The following is a 24417-nucleotide window of genomic DNA, read 5'->3' as shown; positions in this document are numbered from 1 at the left end:
TGGTGCTTGAATGGGTGGTCGTTCCTGGTCTCGCAAGGAGAAGTGCTGTGCCTTTGGTGTCTGTCGTGATGCCCGTATACAACTCGGCGGCGACCCTCGGTGCGGCCGTCCGGTCGGTGCTCACCCAGACCCACGCCGACCTGGAGCTGCTGGTCACCGACGACCAGTCCTCTGACAGCTCCATGGACCTGCTCGCGGAGTTCGCCCGTCAGGACGAGCGCGTCCTGCCGGAGCGGGCGCCCGAGCAGGGCGGCGCCGGCCGGGCCCGCAACCGTGCGATCGAGCGGGCTCGCGGGGACTACGTCGCTTTCCTCGACAGCGACGACATGTGGCTTCCGGAGAAGACCGAGAAGCAGCTCGCCTTCGCCGCTCAGGCGACCGCGCCGCTGACGTATACCTCGTACTTCAAGATGGACGCCGACTACGACGGCGAGAGCACCGACTGGGTCCCCAACGGGCGCGTGGTCCGTGCCCGGGAGCACGTGGACTACCGCGCGATGCTGGTCCGCGACCACATCGGAGCCCTCACCGCCATGTACGACCGCAACGTCCTGGGCACGAGGCTGATGCCGGAGATGCGCAAGCGCCAGGACTACGCTCTCTGGCTCTCGATCATGCGGGACGGCGCCGACGCCCGGGGCCTCACCGAGCCGCTCGCGGTGTACAGGGCCCACCAGGCGGGATCCCTGTCCTCCAACAAGCTCTCGCTCGTCCAGTACAACTGGTCGCTGTACCGCGAGCACGAGCACCTGTCGGTCCCGCGCGCGACGCGGGCGCTGGCCGGTGCCGTGTGGCAGTCGGTGCGCAACTCCCGCATCTAGGCACAGGGAAGCGCGTAGCGATCTGCCGGGCACCCACCCGCACCCGGCGGGCGGGTGGGCCGACACCGGTCTTACACCACCGCGCCGCGGCCCGGGTCGTCGTCATCGTCCTCGTCGCCGCCCGACATGCGGGCGATCAGGGTGGCGAAGCCGCCCAGGAAGCCGCCGATGCCCAGGGTGGTCAGCCACCAGGTCATGTCCCACTGGAACAGCACCGCCAGCAGCAGCAGTACCGGTCCGCCGACCACCGCGAGCCAGGCGAACTTCGCCGTCGTGTCCGCCTCCGGCAGCTCGGGCTCCGGCGGCACGAAGTGGCCCTCGTCCGCCGGTTCGGCCGGGGTGTGGTCGCGCGGGCCCGGGGTCGGGACCGGGGTGCCCACGCCCGGGGCGAAGGTGATCGAGCTGCCCAGCTCCGGCTTGGGCTCGGGCTTCGGCTCCGGGTCGGGCTTCGGGGCCTTCGGCTCGGGCTTGACGTCCTCCTCCGGCAGCATCAGGTTCTCGATCGGCCGGAACGGCCTCGCCCCCGGCGGGTCCGGGGGTTCCTGCCCGTACCCGGCGACGATCGCGGCCCACGCCGCTTCCTCGTCCAGCGGGGGAACGCCCCCGGAGGACTCCTCGTGCTCAGCCACCGCTGGCCGCCCCCTCCCTGCCGACACTCTTCGCGAGCCGCCCGATGAACGCATAGCTGTCCGCGAAGATCTGCTCCGCGTCATGGTCCAACGTCGCCACGTGGTAGCTCTGTTCCAGCAGGGTCTCGGTGACGTCGGTCGACGACACGCGGGACAGGATCCGCGCCGAGTCCACCGGCGGGACCACGTGGTCCTGGGGGCTGTGGAGCAGCAGCACCGGCTGCGTGACCTGCGGCAGCTCGGTGTCCACGAGCTGGAAGAACTGCCGCAGCGAGTGCGCGGCCTTCGTCGGGACGCGGTCGTAGCCGACCTCCGCCGAGCCGGGTTTGGCGATGTCGCTGGCGATGCCCGGCGTCGACCGGATGAAGTGCTTGACCACCGGAAGGGCGACGGCCAGCGGGTCGTGCACCTTGTTGGCCGGGTTGACGAGGACGATGCCGCTGATGGCGTCACCGTGCTTGGCGGCCAGCCGCAGCGTCAGCGCGCCGCCCATGGAGAGTCCGAAGACGAAGACCTGCTCGCACCGGTCCAGCAGCTCGCGCAGCGCCCGGTCGACCTCCGCGTACCAGTCCCGCCAGCCGGTGAGCTGCATGTCCTGCCAGCGCGTCCCGTGCCCGGGCAGCAGCGGGAGCGAGACGGTCAGCCCGCGCTCGGCCAGGTACTCGGCCCAGGGGCGGAGCGACTGGGGCGAACCGGTGAAGCCGTGGCAGAGGAGTACGCCCACCTCTCCGCCCTCGTGGCGGAACGGCTCTGCTCCAGGGAGGACGGGCACCAGGGTCTCCTTCGAAGGGTGGGGGGTGCGTTGCGCTGTGTGACTTCACCGTACGCGACCGGGATGACACCGACCAGGGCCGTCGGGCGCTCCGCGCGGGCCCACGGGATATGGTCTGTTCGACAGACACAGGAAGGCTTTCGAGTTGATCTACGGCGCAATGAAGTTCTCCATCGGGGGTTCCCTGAAGCTCGCCTTCAGGCCGTGGGTGGAGGGCCTCGAGAACATTCCCGCCGAGGGGCCGGCGATCCTCGCGAGCAACCACCTGTCCTTCTCCGACTCCTTCTTCCTGCCGGCCGTACTGGACCGGAAGGTGACCTTCATCGCGAAGGCGGAGTACTTCACCTCCCCGGGGGTCAAGGGCAAGCTGACGGCGGCCTTCTTCAAGGGCGTCGGCCAGCTCCCGGTGGACCGCTCCGGCGCGCGCGGTGCGGGCGAGGCCGCCATCAAGAGCGGCATCGAGGTCATCGAGCGCGGGGAGCTGTTCGGTATTTACCCCGAGGGGACGCGTTCACCCGACGGCCGCCTCTACCGCGGCAAGCCGGGCGGTCTGGCCCGGGTGGCGCTGGCCACCGGTGCGCCCGTGATCCCCGTCGCGATGATCGACACCGAGAAGATCCAGCCGCCCGGCAAGGTGGTCCCGAAGCTGATGCGCCCGGGCATCCGGATCGGCAAGCCGCTGGACTTCAGCCGCTACCAGGGCATGGACGGGGACCGCTTCATCCTCCGCTCGGTGACCGACGAGGTCATGTACGAGATCATGAAGCTCTCCGGCCAGGAGTACGTGGACATCTACGCGACGGCCGCCAAGCGGCAGATCGCGGACGCGGAGAAGGCGGCCAAGGAGAGCGGCAAGGCGGCCGACAAGGCGGCCAAGGCCGAGAAGGCCGAAGCCGAGAAGGCCGAGCAGGCCGAAGCCGAGAAGGCCAAGGGAGAGACGGGCGCGGAGTAGCGCGCGCGGCGGGCCGGCCGGGAGGCCGGGTCCGCGGGGACAGGGCGGGTGGGGGAGATGGCGAAGCGCGAGCGCGTCGTACGGATGTCGGTCGAGCAGCCGCTGTGGCAGGCACTGACCGCGTACCGGCTGCTCACCATGGTCTACGCGGCCCTGCTGTTCGCAACGGCCTACCGGAAGTTCGACCAGCCGATGGTGGCGGCCGGCTACCTCGGCCTCCTCGCCGTCTGGACGCTGGCCACCCACCGCCGGGTGGCGAACGCGGCCAGCTGCACCAAGGGCTTCCTCGTCGCCGACCTCGCCGTCGCGTTGACCGGCATCCTCCTCACCCCGCTCGCCGACACCCACGCGCGGATCACGGCGGGCGGCCCCACGCTCCCCAGCATCTGGACCGCGGGCTCGGTCCTGGCCTTCGCCCTCAAGGGCGGCTGGCGCTGGGCCGGCTTCGCCTCGACCTTCGTGGCCGCCGCCAACCTCGTCATCCACGGCGGCGACCCCACCCGGGACGCCCTGCACAACGTGCTGCTGGTCTGGGTGGCCTCCATCGCCATCGGCTACGTCGTCGAGGTCGCCCGGGCCAGTGAGGCCACCCTCGCCCGCGCCCTGGAGATCGAGGCCGCGACCCGCGAGCGCGAGCGCCTCGCCCGCGACATCCACGACGGGGTCCTCCAGGTCCTCGCCATGGTCCAGCGCCGCGGCACCGAGCTGGGCGGTGAGGCCGCCGAGCTGGGCCGGATGGCGGGGGAGCAGGAGGTGGCGCTGCGCACGCTGGTCTCCAGCGGGCTGGTGCGGCCTTCCCGGGTCTCGCGCGACGGGTCGCTCGGCGCGCTGGTGGACATGTACGAGGTGGAGGAGCCCGGCGCGGAGGAGGCCGAACTGGACCTGCGCTCGCTGCTGGCCCCGCACGCCGGGTCCCGGGTGAGCTTCGCCGAGCCGGGCAGTCCGGTGGTGCTGCCGGCGCCCGCCGCGCGGGAGCTGGCGGCGGCGGTCGGCGCGGCCCTGGACAACGTGCGCAAGCACGCCGGGGAGGGCGCCAGTGCCTGGATCCTGGTCGAGGACTGGGGCGACGAGGTGATCGTGACCGTACGGGACGACGGCCCGGGCATCCCGGCCGGCCGGCTCGACCAGGCGGAGGGCGAGGGGCGCATGGGCGTGGCCCTGTCCATCCGCGGGCGCCTGCGCGACCTCGGCGGCAGCGCCGAGCTGGTGTCCGTCCCCGGACAGGGCACCGAAGTGGAACTGAAAGTACCGAGGGGGAGGACCCAGTGAACGACGCGAACGCCGGCAGCGAGCTCCAGCTCCAGCTCCAGGACATCAGGGTGATGGTCGTCGACGACCATCCGATGTGGCGGGACGCGGTGGCCCGCGACCTGGCCGCCGCGGGCTTCGACGTCGTCGCCACGGCCGGCGACGGGCCGGAGGCGGTACGCCGGGCCCGTGCGGTGGCGCCGCGGGTGCTGGTCCTCGACCTCAACCTGCCGGGCATGCCCGGGGTGCAGGTCTGCAAGGAGCTGGTCGGCGCCGATCCCGCGCTGCGGGTGCTCGTGCTGTCGGCCAGCGGTGAGCACGCCGACGTCCTGGAGGCGGTGAAGTCCGGGGCGACCGGCTACCTGCTGAAGTCGGCCGGGGCGCAGGAGCTGATCGACGCGGTCCGCCGGACGGCGGCCGGGGACCCGGTGTTCACGCCGGGCCTGGCCGGCCTCGTCCTCGGCGAGTACCGGCGGCTGGCCACCGACCCGGCGCCGGCCGCGCCCGACGTGCCGAAGGCGCCGCAGCTGACCGACCGGGAGACCGAGGTGCTGCGGCTGGTGGCGAAGGGGCTGTCGTACAAGCAGATCGCGGAGCGGCTGGTGATCTCCCACCGCACGGTCCAGAACCACGTGCAGAACACCCTGGGCAAGCTCCAGCTGCACAACCGGGTGGAGCTCGTCCGGTACGCGATAGAGCGCGGGCTCGACGACGCGTAACCCGTTCGTACGTCGTACTTACTTGCACCTCGGCTCCCCGTACGAGTGAACGGGCTTACGCAACGCGCCGTGCCGTCACCGGAATTGGGCTTTCCGGGCCCCTTGCTGTGACCTGAGTCACCACTAGCGTGACCGTCATGACGAAGGGAGATTCCATGAAGGTCGGAGTGCTCACCGGCGGCGGCGACTGCCCCGGACTCAACGCGGTGATCAGGGGCGTCGTCCGCAAGGGCACGCAGGAGTACGGATACGGGTTCGTCGGCTTCAAGGACGGCTGGCGGGGGCCGGTCGAGGGGGACACCGTCCCGCTGGACATCCCCGCCGTCCGGGGCATCCTGCCCCGGGGCGGCACCATCCTCGGTTCCTCGCGCACCAACCCGTTCAAGACGGAGAACGGTGTCCGCGCCATCAAGGAGAACCTCGCCAAGTTCGAGGTCGACGCGCTCGTCGCGATCGGCGGCGAGGACACCCTCGGCGTGGCCGCCCGGCTCTACGAGGAGTACGGCGTCCCCTGCGTCGGCGTACCGAAGACCATCGACAACGACCTCTCGGCCACCGACTACACCTTCGGCTTCGACACCGCCGTGGGCATCGCCACCGAGGCCATCGACCGGCTGCACACCACGGCCGAGTCCCACATGCGGGTCCTGGTCGTCGAGGTCATGGGCCGGCACGCCGGCTGGATCGCCCTGCACTCGGGGCTGGCGGGCGGCGCCAACGTCATCCTCATCCCCGAGCAGCGCTTCGACGTGGAGCAGGTCTGCGCCTGGGTGACCTCCCGTTTCAAGGCCAGCTACGCACCCATCGTGGTGGTCGCGGAGGGGGCCATGCCCAAGGACGGCGACCTCGTCCTCAAGGACGCGGTCTCCCGCGACTCCTTCGGACACGTCCGGCTGTCGGGCGTGGGCGAGTGGCTGGCCAAGGAGATCGAGTCGCGGACCGGCAAGGAAGCCCGTACGACGGTCCTCGGGCACATCCAGCGCGGCGGCACCCCGAGCGCCTTCGACCGCTGGCTCGCCACCCGCTTCGGGCTGCACGCGATCGACGCGGTGCGCGACGGCGACTTCGGCAAGATGGTCGCGCTGAAGGGGACGGACATCGTCCGCGTGCCGATCGCGGAGGCCACGGCCAAGCTGAAGACGGTCGACCCCGCGCTGTACGAGGAGGTCGGGGTCTTCTTCGGCTGAGGCTCGTGCCGGCCGGCGCCTGCAGACCTCGGCCACGGGTCGTATCGTGACGAAACGACCCGTGGCCGACCGACCTGTGGGGAGCGAGCGAGCGTGGAGATCCTGGCCTTCGGCGTGACCGCCGACGAGAAGCCCCTGCTGGAGCGCGCCTTCGAGGAACACTTCCAGGGGCGCCACGAGGTCCGCTGCCTCGACGTCTTCCTCGGCGAGGACACCGCGCCGATCGCCGCCGGGTACGAGGTCGTCTCCTCCAGCGTCAACGCCGAACTGCACGGGCGGGTCCTGCGCACCCTGGCCGCCGGCGGCACCCGCATGATCGCGCAGCGCTCCACCGGCTTCAACAACATCGACCTGGACGTGGCCCGGCAGCTCCGCATGACCGTCGGCCGGGTCTCGTACTACTCCCCGTACTCGGTGGCGGAGTTCGCCTGGACGCTGGCCATGGCCGTGAACCGGCGGATCGTCCGCGCATCCAACCGCACCCGGGACTTCGACTTCCGCCTGAACGGCCTGATGGGCCGCGACCTGCGGGGCCGAACGGCGGGGGTGCTGGGCACCGGCAAGATCGGCGAGGCCTTCACCCGGATCGCCCACGGCTTCGGCATGAAGCTGCTGGGCTGGGACCTCGCGCCGAACCCGGCGTGCGTGGAGCTGGGCATGGCGTACGTGGACAAGGACGAGCTGTTCGCGTCCGCCGACCTGATCAGCCTGCACGTGCCGCTGCTGGAGGCGACGCACCACATCGTCGACGCGGCCGCGCTGAAGGCGATGCGGGACGACGCGGTCCTCGTGAACTCCAGCCGGGGCGGGCTGATCGACTCGGAGGCGCTGGTCGCGGAGCTGCGGGCGGGGCGGTTCACGGGGGTGGGCCTGGACGTGTACGAGGCGGAGGCCGGGGTCTTCTTCACGGACCGGTCCCTGGAGGCGGTCGAGGACGACACGCTGGCCCGGCTCGTGACGTTCCCGAACGTGGTCGTGACCAGCCACCAGGCGTACTACACGCTGGACGCGGTGGGGCAGATCGTCGACGCGACGGTCCGCAACGTGGCGGACTACCTGGCCGGGCGCCGCTCCGAGAACGTCCTGGTCTCGCCCCTCCCGTGAGCCGTGGGTGGCCGCTGCGCGGGGCGAGGTCCCCTACCCTCCCTTCCACCGTTCCCCGGGCTCCGCCCGGACCCGCGCCTCAAACGCCGGCGAGGCTGATTTCAGCCTCGCCGGCGTTTGAGGCGACGGGCGCGAAGCGCCCGTACGGGTCCGGGCAGCGCCCGGGGAACGGAGGAAGGGCGGGTAGGGGACCCAGCCAGCGCAGCGGCACACCACCCGCACACGCCCACCGGCACCAGCCGGCCAGACCGACCCCGCCCCGCACCCGACGGACGGAGTCCGGCGCAGCGGCGCGAAGCCGGGGAGGCCGCCCGCGGCCGAGCCGCGCGAGCGGCGCATCAGAAACGGGAAGGCCCCGGAGGGCCAGTGGCACCCCGGGGCCTTCAAAAGCGGCCGGGCTACGGGAGCTGCGCCGCGCGTGCCTCGCGCCGGTTGTGGCGGAACGTGTTCGCGCGACGGGTCGTCGCGAACAGCGGGATGGTCGCCGCCAGGGCGATCTGGAGCGCGCAGCCGGTCTGGAGGAGCAGCTGGCCGCCCGGGGCGTCGAACGCCCAGGCCGCCAGGAGGCCCATCGCCCCGACGATCCAGCTCAGCATCGCCGCCGCGAGGACACCCCGCGGCTTGGGGTACTCGACCCGGCTCACCATCAGCCAGGCCACCCCGATGATCGCCAGCAGCGTCGGGACGAACGGCAGCTCCAGCAGCACGATCGAGACGACCGTCAGCGCACCGAAGGGGCTCGGCATGCCCTGGAACATGCCGTCCTTCATCGTCACGCAGCTGAATCTCGCGAGCCGCAGGACGACCGCCAGCAGCACCACGATCGCGGCGAGCGCCGACATCTTCTGGTGCGCGTCGTCGGCGACCATGCCGTAGACGAGCACGAAGTACGCGGGCGCCAGCCCGAAGCTGATCAGGTCGGACAGGTTGTCCAGCTCCGCGCCCATCGGCGAGCTGCGCAGCTTGCGGGCCACGATGCCGTCGAAGAGGTCGAAGACCGCCGCGAGCAGCATCAGTATCACCGCGGTCGCCGCGCTGTGCCGGGCCATGCCCGACTCGCCGCTGCCGGTGAGGTGCGGGATGAGGATCCCGGTGGTGGTGAAGTACACCGCCATGAATCCGCACGTGGCGTTGCCGAGGGTGAGCGTGTCCGCTATCGACAGCCGCAGTGAGAGCGGCATGTCGTCCTCGGCGGACTCCTCCTCGGCGGATTCGGGAACCCAGCCGGTGGCAGGAGTCTCGGGGTCAGTCACGGTCAATTCGGGTCACCCCCGCGGTGGTGGCCTGACCGACTTCGACCGCGACCTCGACGCCCTCCGGGAGGTAGATGTCGACGCGGGAGCCGAAGCGGATCAGACCGATGCGTTCGCCCTGCTCCACCTTGGTTCCGGCCGGCAGGTACGGGACGATGCGACGCGCGACGGCGCCGGCGATCTGCACCATCTCGATGTCGCCGAGCTCGGTGTCGAAGTGCCAGACGACGCGCTCGTTGTTCTCGCTCTCCTTGTTGAACGCCGGGACGAACCCGCCGGGGATGTGCTCCACGGACGTCACCGTGCCCGCCAGGGGCGCGCGGTTGACGTGGACGTTCAGCGGGCTCATGAAGATCGCGACGCGGGTGCGCCCGTCCTTCCACGGCATGATGCTCTGCACCACACCGTCGGCGGGCGAGATGACACGGCCCTGGGCGATCTCGCGCTCGGGGTCGCGGAAGAACCACAGCATGCCCGCCGCGAGAGCGGTGGCGGGCACGGCCGCCGCGGCCCAGCGTCCGGACTTGCGGGCCCGGGTGAGGCTGAGCGCCGCGGTGGCGACGGTCGGCAGAAGCCACGGCGATGCTCCGCGCGCGAGGCGTACGCCGGAGAGGCTGTCGCGGTGTGCAGAGGTTTGGCTGTGGGGCATGGATGACCTTCGTAGCGGGTGATTGCCGCGCCGCAAACGGGGGGACGGGACGGCGGCTTTACTGGAATGCTATCGGTTGCGCGCAACAACTGGGCAAGCCAGAAGCCGAGTCGATGGCCGTCAGCCAGTGACTGCCGGTGACTCTTCTGCGGTGGATCATCGGATGATCCACCGCAAAAGGGACATTCAGCCCTGGAGTCGGTACTCCTCGAGCAGGCGTCGCCCGATGATCATTTTCTGGATCTCGGCGGTTCCTTCACCGATCAGAAGCATCGGCGCTTCCCGGTAGAGGCGCTCGATCTCGTACTCCTTCGAGAACCCGTAGCCGCCGTGGATACGGAAGGCATCCTCGACGACCTCCTTGCAGTATTCGGAGGCGAGGTACTTCGCCATCCCGGCTTCGAGGTCGTTTCGTTCCCCGGAGTCCTTTTTGCGTGCCGCGTTCACCATCATGGCATGGGCGGCCTCGACCTTGGTAGCCATCTCGGCCAGCTTGAACTGGATGGCCTGGTGCTCGGCGATCGCCTTGCCGAAAGTGTGACGTTGCTGGGCATAGGAGACACCCAGTTCGAAAGCACGCTGCGCGACGCCGCAGCCACGCGCCGCCACGTTGACGCGGCCGACCTCGACGCCGTCCATCATTTGGTAAAACCCTCGGCCCGTCTGGCCTCCGAGGACCCGATTGGCCGGAATGCGCAGTCCGTCCATGATGAGCTCGGTCGTGTCCACGCCCTTGTAGCCCATCTTGTCGATCTTGCCCGGGATCGTCAGGCCCGGACGGACCTCTCCGAAGCCGGGCTCCTTCTCCACGAGGAAGGTGGTCATCGACTTGTGGGGCGCGGTGCCCTCGGGGTGTCCTTCGTCACTCCGGACCAGAACGGCCACCAGGGTCGAGGAGCCGCCGTTCGTCAGCCACATCTTCTGGCCGTTCAGGACGTACTCGTCGCCGTCCTTCACCGCCTTCGACGTGATGGCCGACACATCCGAGCCCAGCCCGGGCTCCGACATCGAGAACGCGCCGCGCACCTCGCCCAGCGCCATGCGCGGGAGGAAGTACTCCTTCTGCTCCTGCGTGCCGTGCTGCTTGAGCATGTACGCCACGATGAAGTGCGTGTTGATGATGCCCGAGACGGACATCCAGCCGCGGGCTATCTCCTCGACGCACAGCGCGTAGGTGAGCAGCGACTCACCCAGGCCGCCGTACTCCTCCGGGATCATCAGGCCGAAGAGGCCCAGCTCCTTGAGGCCGTCGACGATCTGCTGCGGGTACTCGTCGCGGTGTTCCAGCTCGGTCGCGACCGGGATGATCTCCTTGTCGACGAACTCCCGGACGGTCTTGAGGATCTCCTGCTGGACGTCCGTGAGCCCGGCGGTCTGGGCGAGTCGTGCCATGGCTACTTCCCCTGTTCCTTCAGCTGAGGCCGGCCGGGCTGCTCGCCGCCGCGCGCCTTGATGTACGTCTCGGTCGGGACCATCACCTTGCGCCGGAAGACGCAGACGAGGGTGCCGTCCTGCTTGTAGCCCTTGGTCTCCACGTAGACGATGCCGCGGTCGTCCTTGGACTTGGACGGGGTCTTGTCCAGGACGGTGGTCTCGCCGTAGATCGTGTCGCCGTGGAAGGTCGGCGCCACGTGCCGCAGGGACTCGATCTCCAGGTTGGCGATGGCCTTCCCGGAGACGTCCGGCACGGACATGCCGAGCAGCAGCGAGTAGACGTAGTTGCCGACCACCACGTTCCTGCCGAAGTCGGTCGTGTTCTCGGCGTAGTTCGCGTCCATGTGGAGCGGGTGGTGGTTCATGGTGAGGAGGCAGAAGAGGTGGTCGTCGTACTCCGTGACCGTCTTCCCGGGCCAGTGCTTGTAGACCGCGCCGACCTCGAACTCCTCGTAAGTGCGTCCGAACTGCATGGCTCAGGCTCCCGGGATCTCGAACTTGGTGGTGCGCTGCATGCCGGCGGCCCGGCCCTTGCCGGCGATGACCAGGGCCATCTTGCGGCTGGCCTCGTCGATCATCTCGTCGCCGAGCATCGCGGAGCCCTTCTTGCCGCCCGCCTCGGAGGTGCACCAGTCGTAGGCGTCGAGGATCAGCTCGGCGTGGTCGTAGTCCTCCTGGGAGGGCGAGAAGACCTCGTTGGCCGCGTCGACCTGGCCGGGGTGCAGCACCCACTTGCCGTCGAAGCCCAGGGCGGCGGCGCGGCCGGCGACCTCGCGGTAGGCGTCCACGTCGCGGATCTGGAGGAAGGGGCCGTCGATGGCCTGGAGGTTGTGCGTACGGGCCGCCATCAGGATCCGCATCAGGATGTAGTGGTAGGCGTCCGCGGGGTAGCCGGGCGGCTGCATGCCCACGACCAGGGACTTCATGTTGATCGAGGCCATGAAGTCGGCCGGGCCGAAGATGATGGTCTCCAGGCGCGGCGAGGCGGCGGCGATCTCGTCGACGTTGACCAGGCCCTTGGCGTTCTCGATCTGCGCCTCGATGCCGATCTTGCCGACCTCGAAGCCCATGGTCTTCTCGATCTGGGTCAGCAGCAGGTCCAGGGCGACGACCTGCTGGGCGTCCTGGACCTTCGGCAGCATGATGCAGTCGAGGTTCTGGCCCGCGCCCTCCACGACGGTGATGACGTCGCGGTACGTCCAGTGGGTGGTCCAGTCGTTGACGCGCACCACGCGGGTCTTGCCGGTCCAGTCGCCGTTGTTCAGCGCGTCCACGATGGTGTGGCGGGCGCCTTCCTTGGCGAGCGGGGCGCAGGCGTCCTCCAGGTCCAGGAAGACCTGGTCGGCCGGCAGGCCCTGGGCCTTCTCCAGGAACCGCGGGTTCGAGCCCGGGACCGCGAGGCAGGAGCGGCGCGGACGCAGCCGGTTCACGGGGGAGAGGGGCGTGGTCATGCGGGGACCTCCGTGCTTTCAGCGATGTTGAGAGGGTGGAGCTTGTTGGCCTTGCGGATCTCGTCGACGATACGGCCGATGATCTCCGTGATGCCGAAGTCCTTCGGGGTGAACACGGCGGCCACCCCGGCGGCCTTCAGCGTGACGGCGTCGGCGTTCGGAATGATGCCCCCGACGATGACGGGGATGTCGCCCGCCCCCGCCGTGCGCAGTCGTTCCAGGACGTCCGGGACCAGTGCGCTGTGCGAACCGGACAGGATGGACAGTCCCACGCAGTGCACGTCCTCGGCCAGGGCCGCCGAGGAGATCTCCTCGGGAGTCAGCCGGATGCCCTGGTAGACCACCTCGAACCCGGCGTCGCGGGCCCGCACGGCGATCTGCTCGGCACCGTTGGAGTGACCGTCCAGGCCGGGCTTGCCGACCAGCAGGCGCAGTCGGCCGGAGCCCAGCTCGTCCGCCGTCCGGGAGACCTTCTCGCGGACCAGGGCCAGCGGGGTGCCCTCCTCGGCGGTGACGGCGACCGGGGCCGAGGAGACGCCGGTCGGGGCGCGGAACTCGCCGAAGACCTCGCGCAGGGCGTTCGCCCACTCACCGGTGGTGACACCGGCGCGGGCGCACTCCAGGGTGGCCTCCATGAGGTTCTCGGTCCCGGCGGCGGCCTCCTTCAGCCGGTCCAGGGCCTGCCCGGCGGTCGGGAAGACGAACGGGTCGCCGTTCCCCTGCCGGTCCGAGGACTCCTGCCGCTCGGCCCGCCAGCGGGTGATCCGCTCGACGGTGAACGCCTCCACCGCCGGGTCGACGGTCATGATGGCCCCGTCGAGGTCGGAGGTGAGGGGGTTCTCCTCGGTCTGCTGGAAGCAGTTCACCCCGACGATCTTGTCCTCGCCGGCCTCGATCCGGGCGCGCCGCTCGGCGTGCGAGGAGACCAGCTGGGACTTCAGGTACCCGGACTCGACGGCCGCCATGGCGCCGCCCATCTCCTGTATCCGGTCGATCTCGGCCAGGCAGTCGGCGACCAGGGAGTCGACCTTGGCCTCGATGACGTGGGAGCCGGCGAAGATGTCCTCGTACTCCAGCAGGTCGCTCTCGTGGGCCAGGACCTGCTGGATGCGCAGCGACCACTGCTGGTCCCAGGGCCGGGGCAGGCCCAGCGCCTCGTTCCAGGCGGGCAGCTGCACCGCGCGGGCCCGGGCGTCCTTGGAGAGGGTGACCGCGAGCATCTCCAGCACGATGCGCTGGACGTTGTTCTCGGGCTGCGCCTCGGTCAGGCCGAGCGAGTTCACCTGGACGCCGTAGCGGAACCGGCGCTGCTTGGCGTTCTCGATGCCGTAGCGCTCCTTGGTGACCTTGTCCCAGATCCGGCCGAAGGCGCGCATCTTGCACATCTCCTCGATGAAGCGGACGCCCGCGTTCACGAAGAAGGAGATGCGGGCGACCACCTCGCCGAAGCGCTCCTCGGGCACCTGGCCCGAGTCGCGCACCGAGTCCAGGACGGCGATCGCGGTGGACATCGCGTACGAGATCTCCTGGACCGGCGTGGCCCCGGCCTCCTGCAGGTGGTAGCTGCAGATGTTGATCGGGTTCCACTTCGGGATGTGGTTGACCGTGTACGCGATCATGTCCGTCGTCAGGCGGAGCGAGGGCCCGGGCGGGAAGACGTGCGTCCCGCGCGAGAGGTACTCCTTGACGATGTCGTTCTGGGTGGTGCCCTGGAGCTGGGCGATGTCCGCGCCCTGCTCCTCGGCGGCCACCTGGTAGAGCGCCAGCAGCCACATGGCGGTGGCGTTGATCGTCATCGAGGTGTTCATCTGCTCCAGGGGTATGTCCTGGAACAGCCGCCGCATGTCGCCGAGGTGGGAGACCGGGACCCCGACCCGGCCGACCTCGCCGCGGGCGAGGACGTGGTCGGGGTCGTAGCCGGTCTGCGTCGGGAGGTCGAACGCGACCGACAGGCCGGTCTGGCCCTTGGCGAGGTTGCGGCGGTACAGCTCGTTGGACGCCTCGGCCGTGGAGTGGCCGGCGTACGTCCGCATGAGCCACGGACGGTCCTTCTGGCGCTCTGTCATCTCAGGCGATCCTTATGGCCTTTGAGTGGACTACAGACTCAGACGTTGCGGAAGCGGTTGATCGCGTCGAGGTGCTTGGCGCGCATCTCGTGGTCGCGGACGCCGAGGCCCTCCTCGGGGGCGAGGGCGAGGACGCCGACCTTGCCCTGGTGGAGGTTGCGGTGGACGTCGTACGCCGCCTGGCCGGTCTCCTCCAGGGAGTAGACCTTCGAGAGGGTGGGGTGGATCTTGCCCTTGGCGATCAGGCGGTTGGCCTCCCACGCCTCGCGGTAGTTCGCGAAGTGCGAGCCGATGATCTTCTTGAGGGACATCCACAGGTAGCGGTTGTCGTACTCGTGCATGTAGCCCGAGGTCGAGGCGCAGGTGGTGATCGTGCCGCCCTTGCGGGTGACGTAGACGGAGGCGCCGAAGGTCTCGCGGCCCGGGTGCTCGAAGACGATGTCGATGTCCTCGCCGCCGGTCAGCTCGCGGATCTTCGAGCCGAAGCGCTTCCACTCGCGCGGGTCCTGGGTGCGCTCGTCCTTCCAGAACTTGTAGCCCTCGGCGTTGCGGTCGATGACGGCCGTGGCGCCCATCTTGCGGCAGATCTCCGCCTTCTCCGGGGAGGAGACGACGCAGATCGGGTTGGCGCCGCCGGCCAGGGCGAACTGGGTGGCGTAGGAGCCGAGGCCGCCGCTGGCGCCCCAGATCAGGACGTTGTCACCCTGCTTCATGCCGGCGCCGTTGCGGGAGACCAGCTGGCGGTAGGCGGTGGAGTTGACCAGGCCCGGGGAGGCGGCCTCCTCCCAGCTCAGGTGGTCGGGCTTCGGCATCAGCTGGTTCGACTTGACGAGGGCGATCTCCGCCAGGCCGCCGAAGTTGGTCTCGAAGCCCCAGATGCGCTGCTCGGGGTCGAGCATCGTGTCGTTGTGCCCGTCCGAGGACTCCAGCTCGACCGAGAGGCAGTGCGCGACGACCTCGTCGCCCGGCTTCCAGGAGTTGACGCCGGGGCCGGTGCGCAGCACGACGCCCGCGAGGTCGGAGCCGATGACGTGGTACGGGAGGTCGTGGCGCTTGGTGAGCTCCGACAGGCGCCCGTAGCGCTCCAGGAAGTTGAAGGTGGAAACCGGCTCGAAGATCGAGGTCCACACCGAGTTGTAGTTGACCGAGGAGGCCATGACGGCCACCAGGGCCTCGCCCGGGCCGAGTTCCGGAACCGGGACCTGGTCCAGGTGCAGGGACTTGCGCGGGTCCTTCTCGCGGGTGGTGAGCCCCGCGAACATCTCCGCCTCGTCCTTGTGCACGGTGATCGCGCGGTACGAGTCGGGGAGCGGCAGTGCGGCGAAGTCTGCGGCGGTGGCGGACTGCGACTGAATCGCGTCCAGGATGTCCTTCACGGTATTGCCTCCGGCAAGCGCTGATGAGGGTGCGCTGAGGGATACGCGGGTGCGCGGTTACGTGTGGTGTGGTGCTGCGAGGTGCCGTCGGTCCGGCGGAGCTGTGCTGCTGCTGTGCTGTCGCGCCTGTGGTGAGGGCGAGCGGGGCCTGGTGACGCAGGCATCCGGGGCGCGTTCCGTACCGAGTGGGTGTGGGCCGCGGGGACATCCGGACGGGACTCAACGTATGGCACCCCGTGTCACTCGGCAAGGCACTGGGTGCCAAAAATTTCTCTCACTTGCCGATTGACCTGCGCAGATGAGCGATGATCGATCAGAGTTACCCGCGAGTAGGGGCAACTCGGACAAAGGAAAACGGCCGCCCCCGGAATGGGAGCGGCCGCTGTGACGGAGGTCGCCTCCTGCTGCTGGAGGGGCGACCGCCTACTTGTTCCTGAGTGCCTCTTCGATGGTCCGCATGACCTCGTCGAGCGGAGCGTCCGTACGCGCCACCGCGACCAGGACCTCACCCTCCGTGCGCACCGCCGCCTGCGGTGCCTCGACCGCCGCGCCCGGTGTCCGGCCGGCGCCGATCCCCGACCCGAAGGTCTTGCGGACGATCGCGAAGGCGTGGTCCAGCTGGGCCTCCACGTCCCCCTGGCCCCCCGCCCGCAGCCACCGCCGCAGCACGTGGTTGTGCGCGGTCACCACCGCGGAGGCGGCCACCTCGGCCAGCAGCGGGTCGTCGTTGCCGTCGTGGTGGTCGGTCTCGTCGAAGTGGGCGAGCAGGTAGCGGGTGAAGAGCCGCTCGTAGCGGGCCACCGAGGCGATCTCCCGCTCCCGCAGCGCCGGCACCTCGCGGGTCAGCCGGTAGCGCTCCACCGACACCGCCGGCGAGGCGGCGTACATCTTCATGACTTCCTTGATCCCCCGGCACACCGTGTCGAGCGGGTGCTCGTGCGCCGGAGCCACGTCCAGGACGGCCTCGGCGCGGATCAGGGTGTCGTCGTGGTCCGGGAAGATCGCCTCTTCCTTGGAGCGGAAGTGCCGGAAGAAGGTCCGGCGCGCCACCCCGGCGGTCGCGGCGATCTCGTCGACCGTCGTGGCCTCGTACCCCTTGGTCGCGAAGAGCTCCATCGCCGCGGCGGCGAGCTCGCGGCGCATCTTGAGCCGCTGGGCGGCCGCCCGGGTGCCGGCCGCGCTCTCCTGGGAGTCGGCGGCCGACGTGGCGCGGGGTGAGGTCTTGGCGGGCTGGGACATAGAGCGAAAGTACTTCATTCGCGCAGGCGCGCGCGCCGGAGGGGGGTGCGAGGGGGGTGGATGCGGGGGAGGGCCCGCACTGGGCTCGGGAGGGTATGTCCGCCGTGAGGGTCCGGCGGACCCGAGCAGCCCTCCCCACGCATCCTGATCGGGGCCCGGCCGGGGGTCAGGGGGTGTCCCCCTACCGGCGGGCGTACTCACGGAATCCGCGGCCGGTCTTCCGGCCCAGGCAGCCCGCCGCCACCAGGTGCTCCAGCAGCGGGGACGGCGCCAGGGCGGGGTCGCGGAACTCCTGGTAGAGGACCTTCTCGATGGCGAGCGACACGTCCAGGCCGACCACGTCGAGGAGCTCGAAGGGCCCCATCGGGTAGCCGCCGCCCAGCTTCATCGCGGCGTCGATGTCGTCGATGCCCGCGTAGTGCTGCTCGACCATCTTGACGGCGTTGTTCAAGTACGGGAACAGCAGCGCGTTCACGATGAAGCCGGCCCGGTCCCCGCAGTCCACCGGGTGCTTGCGCACCTTGGTGCAGACCTCGCGGACCGTGGCGTGCACGTCGTCGGCCGTCAGGACCGTCCGGACCACCTCGACCAGCTTCATGGCCGGAGCCGGGTTGAAGAAGTGCATGCCGATCACGTCCTGCGGACGCGAGGTGGCCCGCGCGACCGCGATCACCGGCAGCGAGGAGGTGGTGGTGGCCAGCACCGCGCCCGGCTTGCAGACCTTGTCCAGGCCCGCGAAGAGCTGCTGCTTGACCTCCAGGTCCTCGGCGACCGCCTCGACCGCCAGGTCCACGTCCGCGAAGGCGTCCAGCGACCCGGCCGGGGTGATCCGGTCCAGGGTCTGCGCGGCGGCCTCCTCGGTCAGTCGGCCCTTGGACACCGCACGGCCCAGGGACTTCCCGATCGCGGCCTTCGCGGCCTCGGCCTTCTCCTCGCTGCGGGCGGCCAGCACCACGTCGTAGCCGGCCTGCGCGAAGACCTGAGCGATGCCGCTCGCCATGGTCCCGGAGCCGGCCACGCCGACCGAGGAGACCGGACGGCCCGCGCCCAGCAGGGACCCGTCCAGCGGGGTCTGCAGGTCGCGGACGGCCACCGGGCTGCCCGGGGCCTCGTACGTGTAGAAGCCGCGCCCGGCCTTCTGCCCGGTCAGGCCCGCCTCGACGAGCTGGCCCAGGATCGGCGCCGGGGCGTGCAGCCGGTCGCCCGAGGAGGCGTACATGGCCTCCAGCACGGTGCGCGCGGTGTCCACGCCGACCAGGTCGAGCAGGGCCAGGGGCCCCATCGGCAGGCCGCAGCCCAGCTTCATCGCCGCGTCGATGTCCTCGCGGGAGGCGTACTTGGCCTCGTACATCGCGGCGGCCTGGTTGAGGTAGCCGAAGAGCAGGCCGTCGGCGACGAAGCCGGGCCGGTCGCCGACCGCGACGGGCTGCTTGCCCAGCTCCACCGCCAGCTCGGTGACCGCCTCGACGGCCGCCGGCGCGGTCAGCACGCTGGAGACGACCTCCACGAGCTTCATCGCCGGGGCCGGGTTGAAGAAGTGCATGCCCAGCACCCGCTCCGGGTGCCGGGACTCGGCGGCGAGCCGGGTCACGGACAGCGCGTTGGTGCCGGTGGCCAGCACGGTGTCGGGCCGGACGACCGCGTCGAGCTCGCCGATGATCCGGTGCTTGAGGTCGTAGTCCTCCGGGACCACCTCGATGACGAGGTCGGCCTCGGCGGCGGCCCCGATGTCCGTGAAGGTGCGGAAGCGGGCCAGGACCGCCTCGCGCTCCTGCTCGGTGATCTTGTGCTTGGCCACCGAGCGGGCCGTGGCGGCCGCGAGGGCCCCGGCGGCGCGTCGGGTGGCGGCCTCGCTGACGTCGATGCCGATGACCTCGCGGCCGGCCCGGGCGAGCACCTCGGCGATGCCGGTGCCCATCGTGCCGAGGCCGACGACGGCGACGGTGCGGAGGGAGGACTGACTGGACGTGGACGGAAGGTCCATCGCGGGACTCCAGTGGAAGAGGGTGACGACTGAGGGAGCGCGCGGCGCACGGCGCGCGCGGATGCCGTACGGAAGAGCCGTGCGGAGCGGACCCGGCGGTGCGCCCGGAGAGGGATGGGGGCGCGGCGGGTGGAGACGGCGGAACCCTGTCCCGGGGTCCAGCCGTACGGGTGAAACGGTCGAGCGAACGGACCGACTGGTACGGGGCGGCTGCGTCACCAGGCCGCGTCCGTACGTGTTGGGAAGGACATTAACCGGCCGGTAACTGGTCCGCCAGAGCGCGGAGATGTGACCTGTACCGCCCAAATGTACCGATCATCGATCATCGATCAGCGGGCTCCGCGGAACGCCGCCTACCGGGGGCCGCGGGGCCCTAGGGTGGCCGCGTGAACGACGTCCTGGAACGCCTGCGGGCGGAGGCCGACGGCTCGGCCGCGTACGCGGAACTGCTCGCGGCGGCGCCGGACGCCCTGGCCGCCTCCCTGACCTCCGCCGGGCTGCCCCTGTGGGCCCGCGAACTGGCCGCGTACCGGCTCGGGATGGCCGGGGACCGGCGGGCCTTCGAACCACTGGTCCTGCTGCTCAACCACCGGGACCCGGCCCGCTGCGCCGCCGCCGCTCAGGCGCTCGGCGTCCTCGGCGACCCGCGCACCGCCCGCGCGGCGGCCGCCCTGGCGACGAACTCCCTGCGCACGGCCTACGCCCTGCACCCGGTCCGGCTGCTGACCGCGCTGCGGGCGCCCGAGTCGGCCCCGGCCCTGATCAAGACCCTGTCCCGGCTGCTGGCCCCGCACGACCCGTACTGGCGGGTGGCCCTGGCCTGCGTCGAGGGCCTGGGCGCCCTCGCCGACGCCCGGGCCCGCGACGTCCTCGTCCGGGCCCAGGCCCACCCCCGGCTGGCGCTGGCCGCCACCGAGGCCCTGGCCGGGCTGATGGCGGGGCACCCCGACGCGTAAGCCCTGGCCGGGCGGTGCGCATGCCGCTGCGCGGGGCCGGTCCCCTACCCGCCCTTCGCCCGTTCCCCGAAGGCTCCGCCCCCGGACCCCCGCGCAGCGGTGCCCTCAGCGCTCCGCCGGGATCACCGCGAAGGCTTCCACCTCCAGCAGGAGTTCCGGGCGGAACAGGGCCGCGACCTGGACCGCCGAGGACGCCGGCAGCCGGTCCGGGGCGATCACCTCGTCCCGGGCCGCCCGCACCGCCGGCAGGTCGGCCACGTCCGTGACGAAGTACGTCAGCTTCACCACGTCCTCGAAGCCCGCCCCGGCCGCCGCCAGGCACCGCCGCAGGTTCTCGAACACCTGCCGCGCCTGCGCGGCCGGGTCGCCCTCGCCGACCACCTCGCCCTTCTCGTCGAAGGCGCACTGCCCCGACACGGCCACGAACCGCCCGGTGCCCCAGACGACGTGGCTGTAACCGGTGCCGGGGCTGACGCCCTCGGGCGCGGCGATACGGGTGAGGTGGCTGTCGGCGTTCGAAGGAAGAGTCATGCGGACGATCTTGCCCGCCCGGCGTCAGCCCCGGAAGCCCAGCAGCCCGTGCAGGGCCGCACCGCCCGCCGAGGGCGGCACCGCCCGGGTCGCCGTGGCCGGCTTCGGCGCGGGCTGCGCCTGGCAGGTCGCGTCCGCCGCCTGGCCCGTCCTCAGGTACGCGGACAGCTTCTCGTCCAGGCACTTGTTGCCGCTCAGGGCGATGCCGTGGTTGCCTCCGCCCTCCTCCACCACCAGCGCCGAGCCCGCCAGCTTGTCCCGCATGCTCACCGCACCCTCGTACGGGGTGGCCGCGTCCTCCGTCGCCTGGAACAGCAGCGCCTTCGGCAGCGCGGTGTTCGTCACGTCCGGAGCCTCCAGCGGCTGCGTCGGCCAGAACGCGCACGGCGCGTTGTACCAGGCGTTGTTCCAGGTCATGAAGGGCGCCTTGGCGTGCGTCCGCCACATGTCGGCCCGCCAGCGGTTCCAGTCCCGCGGCCACGCCGAGTCCCGGCACTGCACCGCCGTGTAGACGCTGTAGCTGTTGTTCGCCGAGGGCTCCACCGCGCCCAGCCGCTCGTACGCCGCCACCAGCGGCTTCGGGTCCTGCTTGACCGCGTACGCCGCGAAGGCCTCGGCCAGCGACGGCCAGTAGCCGTTGTAGTAGCCGCCCGGCATGTACGTGTCCTCCAGCTCGGCCGGGCCCACCTTCCCGCCCGCCGGGGCCCCGCGCAGCGCCTCGCGCATCGCGTACCAGCGCTCCTCGACCCGGGCCGGGTCGGTGCCCAGGTGGTACGTGGAGTCGTACTGGGCCACCCAGGCCAGGAACGCCTTGTGGCGGGCGTCGAAGGCCAGGTCCTGCGAGAGGTTGTCCGCGTACCAGACGCCGCCCGGGTCGACCACGGAGTCCAGCACCAGCCGGTGCACCCGGTCCGGGTGGAGCTTGGCGTACACGGCGCCCAGGTAGGTGCCGTAGGAGTAGCCGAAGTAGCTGAGCTTCGGCGCGCCCAGCGCGGTGCGCAGCACCTCCAGGTCGCGGGCCGCCGAGACGGTGCCGACGTACGGGAGCACGTCCGCGTGCTTCTCCTGGCAGGACACCGCGAAGGACCGCACCCGCTCCAGGTTGGCCCGCTCGGTCGCGCCGTCCCGCGGCACGGAGTCGGGCCGTACCGGGTTGAAGTGCCCGGACCCGCAGTCGAGGGCGGGCTCGCTCTTGCCCACGCCCCGGGGGTCGAAGCCGATCACGTCGTACTGGGCGGCCACGTCCTTGGGCAGGGCCGAGGCGATGAACCCGGCCAGCGCGCGGCCGCTGCCGCCCGGGCCGCCGGGGTTGACCAGCAGCGGCCCCTGGGAGGCGGCGGCGGTGTGCGGGACGCGGGTCAGGGCCAGGGAGATCTGCCGCCCGGCGGGCTGCTCGTGGTCGAGCGGGACCTTGAGGGAGGCGCACTGCAGCGTCGGGTAGCGGGGCGTCGCGCAGCCGGTCCAGCGCAGGCCCGCGGCGGCCGGGGCGGGCGCCTCGGCGGGCGCGGCCGGCGCGGCGGTGAGGGGGGTCGCGAGTGCGGCGGCGACGGTGGAGATCGCCAGCAGGACGGCGGCCCGCTTCTTCGCGGGGCGCAGCTTCGAGGGGTGGAGCATGGGGCCTCCCAGCCGAGGGTTCTGGGCGGAATCGTCCCGGAAACCGTGGCGGGAAGACGGGATTGGGTCGCGCATTGGCCCGATGTGATGACCCGTCGGGAGGCGTCCGGGTCACGGGCGGTGCGTGCCGCGGGGTCACATCAGCGTCAGCTGCGTCGGTCCGGCGGGGGCCGGGGCGGCGGGCCGCTCCGGCTCGGGCAGGGCCCGCGGCTGCCCGCGCCGGGCCGGTCCGATGCCGAATTCGGCGGCGAGCTCGTGGACTTGGCGGGTGATCCGGCGCTGGTACCAGGTGGGCGCGTACGAGCCGCCCGCGTACATCCGTTCGTACCGTTCGACCAGGTGCGGGTGATGACGGCCGAGCCAGGCCGTGAACCACTCGCGCGCCCCCGGCCGCAGATGGAGTACCAGGGGTGTCACGGAGGCCGCCCCGGACGCGGCGACCGCCCGGACGGTCGCCCGCAGCTGCTCGGGGGAGTCGCCGAGGAAGGGGATCACCGGCGCCATCAGCACCCCGCATTCGAGGCCCGCGTCCGTCAGGGCCCGTACGGCGGCCAGCCGGGCGGCGGGGGAGGGGGTGCCGGGCTCCACGGTCCGCCACAGGCCCGTGTCGGTGAACCCGACCGAGACGCAGACGCCGACCTCGGCGACCTCGGCGGCCTGCCGCAGCAAGGGCAGGTCGCGCAGGATCAGCGTGCCCTTGGTGAGGATCGAGAAGGGGTTCGCGCGCTCCCGCAGCGTCCCGATGATCCCGGGCATCAGGCGGTAGCGGCCCTCGGCGCGCTGGTAGCAGTCGACGTTGGTGCCCATCGCGATGTGCGCGCCGCCCCAGCGCGGCGCGGCCAGCTCGCGGCGCAGCAGCTCGGGGGCGTTGACCTTGACGACGATCTGGGAGTCGAAGCCGATCCCGGTGTCCAGGTCGAGGTAGCCGTGGGTCTTGCGGGCGAAGCAGTAGACGCAGGCGTGGCTGCAGCCCCGGTAGGGGTTGACGGTCCATTCGAACGGCATCCGCGAGGCCCCGGGCACCCGGTTGACGATCGAGCGGGCCCGCACCTCGTGGAAGGTGATCCCGCGGAACTCGGGGGTGTCGAAGGTGCGGGTGACGACGGAGCCGGCCCCGAACAGGGCGGCCGGACCGCTGCCCGGCGCCCCGGTCAGATTCTCCCAGCGCATGGATGCCTCCTCGGTGACGGGGACGGTGACGCGGACGGGGACCCGAGAATAGAACAAACGTTCCCATGATCGTGCGGGCGAGAACCCGCCGGTGCGGGCGGGCGGTGCTGCGAGTGGCCGCAAGTGCTGCGCCGATGGGGTTGCCCGCCCCGCGGCGAGGGCGTCCCGCCCGGCCCGCCGGGAAGGCAATCGACGTCCGACAGATCATGAAAGGTGATGAAATGCGTAACTTCCTCAAGTCCTCCCTGGCGGCGGTCGGCGCGATCGTCGTGTGCGGGGTCTCGTCGACCGCCGCCCACGCCGCGGCCCTGGGCGGCGGCGACGGCCTCGGCGGCAGCGTCATCGGCAGCGGCAACTCGTACAACTACGACGTGAACTTCGCCACCATCGCCCTGGGCAACCTCCTCGGCCTCCTCTCCTGAGGACCGGTCAGGACGGCAGCGGTCCCGTCCCCCCGGCCGGAGGCCCCTCGCCCCCGGCCGGGGCCGCCCGGCGACGGAGGGCGGATTTGGGCGCCCGCCCCGGAGGTGATTGGCTTGCCGCCGCAACGTTCACGACTGCTGGAGGAACAGGTATGGCGCAGGTCGAGGCCACCACGGAGCGCATCATCGAGGCCGACGCGGACACCGTGTTCGACGCGCTGGCCGACTACACCGGCACCCGGAACAAGCTGCTCCCCGAGCACTTCAGCGAGTACGAGGTGCGCGAGGGCGGGGACGGCGAGGGCACCCTGGTCCACTGGAAGCTCCAGGCCACCAGCAAGCGCGTACGGGACTGCCTGCTGGAGGTCACCGAGCCCACCGACGGCCAGCTCGTGGAGAAGGACCGCAACTCCTCCATGGTCACCACCTGGACCGTGACCCCCGCCGGCGAGGGACGCTCCCGCGCCGTGGTCAGCACCGTCTGGAACGGCGCCGGCGGCATCGGCGGCTTCTTCGAGCGCACCTTCGCCCCCAAGGGCCTCGGCCGCATCTACGACACCGTCCTCGACAACCTGGCCAAGGAAGTCGGCGCCTGACGGACGGCACCACGGCCGCCGGCGGGACAGCGCCGGGGGACGGCTCACCGGTTCGGGTGGAATTCCCGCCCGCCGTGAGCCGCCCCTCCACCCGGCCCGCGACCCGCCCCTCGACCCGCCGCGCACCCCGGCCCGCACCCCGGCCCGGGGGGGGGCGGGGGGGGGGGGGGGCGGCCCCCCCCGCCCCGCGGGGGGGGGGGGGCGGGCCCCCCCCCCCCCCGGGCGCGCGGAGGGGGGCTCCCCG

23 protein-coding genes are annotated in these 24417 nt (G+C 71.3%); 9 read left to right on the top strand and 14 right to left on the bottom strand.

Annotation, left to right across the window (positions count from 1 at the left end):
- Window positions 1-47 precede the first annotated feature (47 nt).
- Window positions 48-821 (top strand): glycosyltransferase family 2 protein, encoded by a 774-nt coding sequence (locus ACQKM2_RS18105; RefSeq protein WP_427710817.1) that lies wholly within the window; start codon window positions 48-50, stop codon window positions 819-821.
- 71 nt (window positions 822-892) lie between these two features.
- On the opposite strand, the gene ACQKM2_RS18100 is transcribed toward ACQKM2_RS18105, so the two are convergent.
- Together ACQKM2_RS18100 and ACQKM2_RS18095 are read right to left on the bottom strand one after the other, a co-directional pair.
- A complete protein-coding gene (locus ACQKM2_RS18100; protein ID WP_427710816.1) occupies window positions 893-1450 on the bottom strand; it encodes a hypothetical protein in 558 nt (185 codons plus the stop codon).
- Window positions 1443-2222 carry an alpha/beta hydrolase gene (locus ACQKM2_RS18095; protein ID WP_427710814.1) on the bottom strand — a complete coding sequence of 260 codons (780 nt, stop codon included), beginning with the start codon at window positions 2220-2222 and terminating at the stop codon, window positions 1443-1445. Before ACQKM2_RS18095 ends, ACQKM2_RS18100 begins: the two co-directional genes overlap by 8 nt.
- Before the next feature lie 160 nt (window positions 2223-2382).
- Here ACQKM2_RS18095 and ACQKM2_RS18090 point away from each other — a divergent pair, with 160 nt between their 5' ends.
- The 5 genes from ACQKM2_RS18090 to ACQKM2_RS18070 all read left to right on the top strand — a co-directional run bounded on the left by ACQKM2_RS18090 (window position 2383) and on the right by ACQKM2_RS18070 (window position 7432).
- Complete coding sequence (locus tag ACQKM2_RS18090; protein ID WP_427710937.1) at window positions 2383-3174, top strand: lysophospholipid acyltransferase family protein; 792 nt, start codon at window positions 2383-2385, stop codon at window positions 3172-3174.
- Between the two features lie 57 nt (window positions 3175-3231).
- On the top strand, window positions 3232-4443 hold the full coding sequence (gene macS, locus ACQKM2_RS18085; RefSeq protein WP_427710812.1) for a MacS family sensor histidine kinase: 1212 nt from the start codon (window positions 3232-3234) through the stop codon (window positions 4441-4443).
- Between the two features lie 53 nt (window positions 4444-4496).
- A complete protein-coding gene (locus ACQKM2_RS18080) occupies window positions 4497-5141 on the top strand; it encodes a response regulator (RefSeq protein WP_427710936.1) in 645 nt (214 codons plus the stop codon).
- A gap of 155 nt (window positions 5142-5296) precedes the next feature.
- Complete coding sequence (locus ACQKM2_RS18075; protein ID WP_007263649.1) at window positions 5297-6328, top strand: 6-phosphofructokinase; 1032 nt, start codon at window positions 5297-5299, stop codon at window positions 6326-6328.
- A 93-nt stretch (window positions 6329-6421) separates the two neighbouring features.
- The gene (locus ACQKM2_RS18070; RefSeq protein ID WP_427710811.1) at window positions 6422-7432 is read left to right on the top strand and encodes a 2-hydroxyacid dehydrogenase; all 1011 of its coding nucleotides are present in this window, start codon (window positions 6422-6424) and stop codon (window positions 7430-7432) included.
- 398 nt (window positions 7433-7830) lie between these two features.
- Here the strand turns inward: ACQKM2_RS18070 and pssA are convergent, their stop codons facing one another.
- The 9 genes from pssA to ACQKM2_RS18025 all read right to left on the bottom strand — a co-directional run bounded on the left by pssA (window position 7831) and on the right by ACQKM2_RS18025 (window position 18884).
- Window positions 7831-8691 carry a CDP-diacylglycerol--serine O-phosphatidyltransferase gene (pssA, locus tag ACQKM2_RS18065; RefSeq protein WP_185911220.1) on the bottom strand — a complete coding sequence of 287 codons (861 nt, stop codon included), beginning with the start codon at window positions 8689-8691 and terminating at the stop codon, window positions 7831-7833.
- The gene (locus ACQKM2_RS18060) at window positions 8678-9334 is read right to left on the bottom strand and encodes a phosphatidylserine decarboxylase (protein WP_125817380.1); all 657 of its coding nucleotides are present in this window, start codon (window positions 9332-9334) and stop codon (window positions 8678-8680) included. Before ACQKM2_RS18060 ends, pssA begins: the two co-directional genes overlap by 14 nt.
- Before the next feature lie 186 nt (window positions 9335-9520).
- Window positions 9521-10726 (bottom strand): acyl-CoA dehydrogenase family protein, encoded by a 1206-nt coding sequence (locus ACQKM2_RS18055; protein WP_007267474.1) that lies wholly within the window; start codon window positions 10724-10726, stop codon window positions 9521-9523.
- 2 nt (window positions 10727-10728) lie between these two features.
- Entirely contained in the window at window positions 10729-11241 is a 513-nt protein-coding gene (locus ACQKM2_RS18050; protein ID WP_427710808.1) for a MaoC family dehydratase, read from the bottom strand.
- A 3-nt stretch (window positions 11242-11244) separates the two neighbouring features.
- Entirely contained in the window at window positions 11245-12219 is a 975-nt protein-coding gene (locus ACQKM2_RS18045) for an HpcH/HpaI aldolase/citrate lyase family protein (RefSeq protein WP_427710806.1), read from the bottom strand.
- Window positions 12216-14285 (bottom strand): protein meaA, encoded by a 2070-nt coding sequence (locus tag ACQKM2_RS18040; protein ID WP_427710804.1) that lies wholly within the window; start codon window positions 14283-14285, stop codon window positions 12216-12218. The genes ACQKM2_RS18045 and ACQKM2_RS18040 overlap by 4 nt, the downstream gene beginning before the upstream one ends.
- 38 nt (window positions 14286-14323) lie before the next feature.
- Window positions 14324-15661 (bottom strand): crotonyl-CoA carboxylase/reductase, encoded by a 1338-nt coding sequence (ccrA, locus tag ACQKM2_RS18035; protein ID WP_427710802.1) that lies wholly within the window; start codon window positions 15659-15661, stop codon window positions 14324-14326.
- A 423-nt stretch (window positions 15662-16084) separates the two neighbouring features.
- On the bottom strand, window positions 16085-16900 hold the full coding sequence (locus tag ACQKM2_RS18030) for a TetR family transcriptional regulator (protein WP_427710801.1): 816 nt from the start codon (window positions 16898-16900) through the stop codon (window positions 16085-16087).
- Between the two features lie 181 nt (window positions 16901-17081).
- Window positions 17082-18884 (bottom strand): 3-hydroxyacyl-CoA dehydrogenase family protein, encoded by a 1803-nt coding sequence (locus ACQKM2_RS18025; RefSeq protein ID WP_427710799.1) that lies wholly within the window; start codon window positions 18882-18884, stop codon window positions 17082-17084.
- 386 nt (window positions 18885-19270) lie between these two features.
- On the opposite strand from ACQKM2_RS18025, the gene ACQKM2_RS18020 reads away from it, so the two are divergent.
- Window positions 19271-19840 (top strand): HEAT repeat domain-containing protein, encoded by a 570-nt coding sequence (locus ACQKM2_RS18020; protein ID WP_427710797.1) that lies wholly within the window; start codon window positions 19271-19273, stop codon window positions 19838-19840.
- Between the two features lie 105 nt (window positions 19841-19945).
- Here the strand turns inward: ACQKM2_RS18020 and ACQKM2_RS18015 are convergent, their stop codons facing one another.
- The 3 genes from ACQKM2_RS18015 to ACQKM2_RS18005 form a co-directional block, all read right to left on the bottom strand.
- A complete protein-coding gene (locus tag ACQKM2_RS18015) occupies window positions 19946-20371 on the bottom strand; it encodes a RidA family protein (protein ID WP_427710795.1) in 426 nt (141 codons plus the stop codon).
- Between the two features lie 24 nt (window positions 20372-20395).
- Complete coding sequence (locus tag ACQKM2_RS18010) at window positions 20396-21985, bottom strand: alpha/beta hydrolase (RefSeq protein WP_427710794.1); 1590 nt, start codon at window positions 21983-21985, stop codon at window positions 20396-20398.
- 135 nt (window positions 21986-22120) lie between these two features.
- The gene (locus ACQKM2_RS18005; RefSeq protein ID WP_427710792.1) at window positions 22121-23155 is read right to left on the bottom strand and encodes an Rv2578c family radical SAM protein; all 1035 of its coding nucleotides are present in this window, start codon (window positions 23153-23155) and stop codon (window positions 22121-22123) included.
- Between the two features lie 221 nt (window positions 23156-23376).
- Here ACQKM2_RS18005 and ACQKM2_RS18000 point away from each other — a divergent pair, with 221 nt between their 5' ends.
- Window positions 23377-23577 carry a hypothetical protein gene (locus ACQKM2_RS18000; RefSeq protein WP_427710790.1) on the top strand — a complete coding sequence of 67 codons (201 nt, stop codon included), beginning with the start codon at window positions 23377-23379 and terminating at the stop codon, window positions 23575-23577.
- A gap of 152 nt (window positions 23578-23729) precedes the next feature.
- Entirely contained in the window at window positions 23730-24173 is a 444-nt protein-coding gene (locus ACQKM2_RS17995) for an SRPBCC family protein (RefSeq protein ID WP_405977798.1), read from the top strand.
- Window positions 24174-24417: the final 244 nt, after the last annotated feature.

The sequence above is a fragment of the Streptomyces sp. NPDC004126 genome, from assembly GCF_050275515.1.
GTDB lineage: Bacteria > Actinomycetota > Actinomycetes > Streptomycetales > Streptomycetaceae > Streptomyces.
This window is presented reverse-complemented; position numbering and strand designations above follow the sequence as displayed.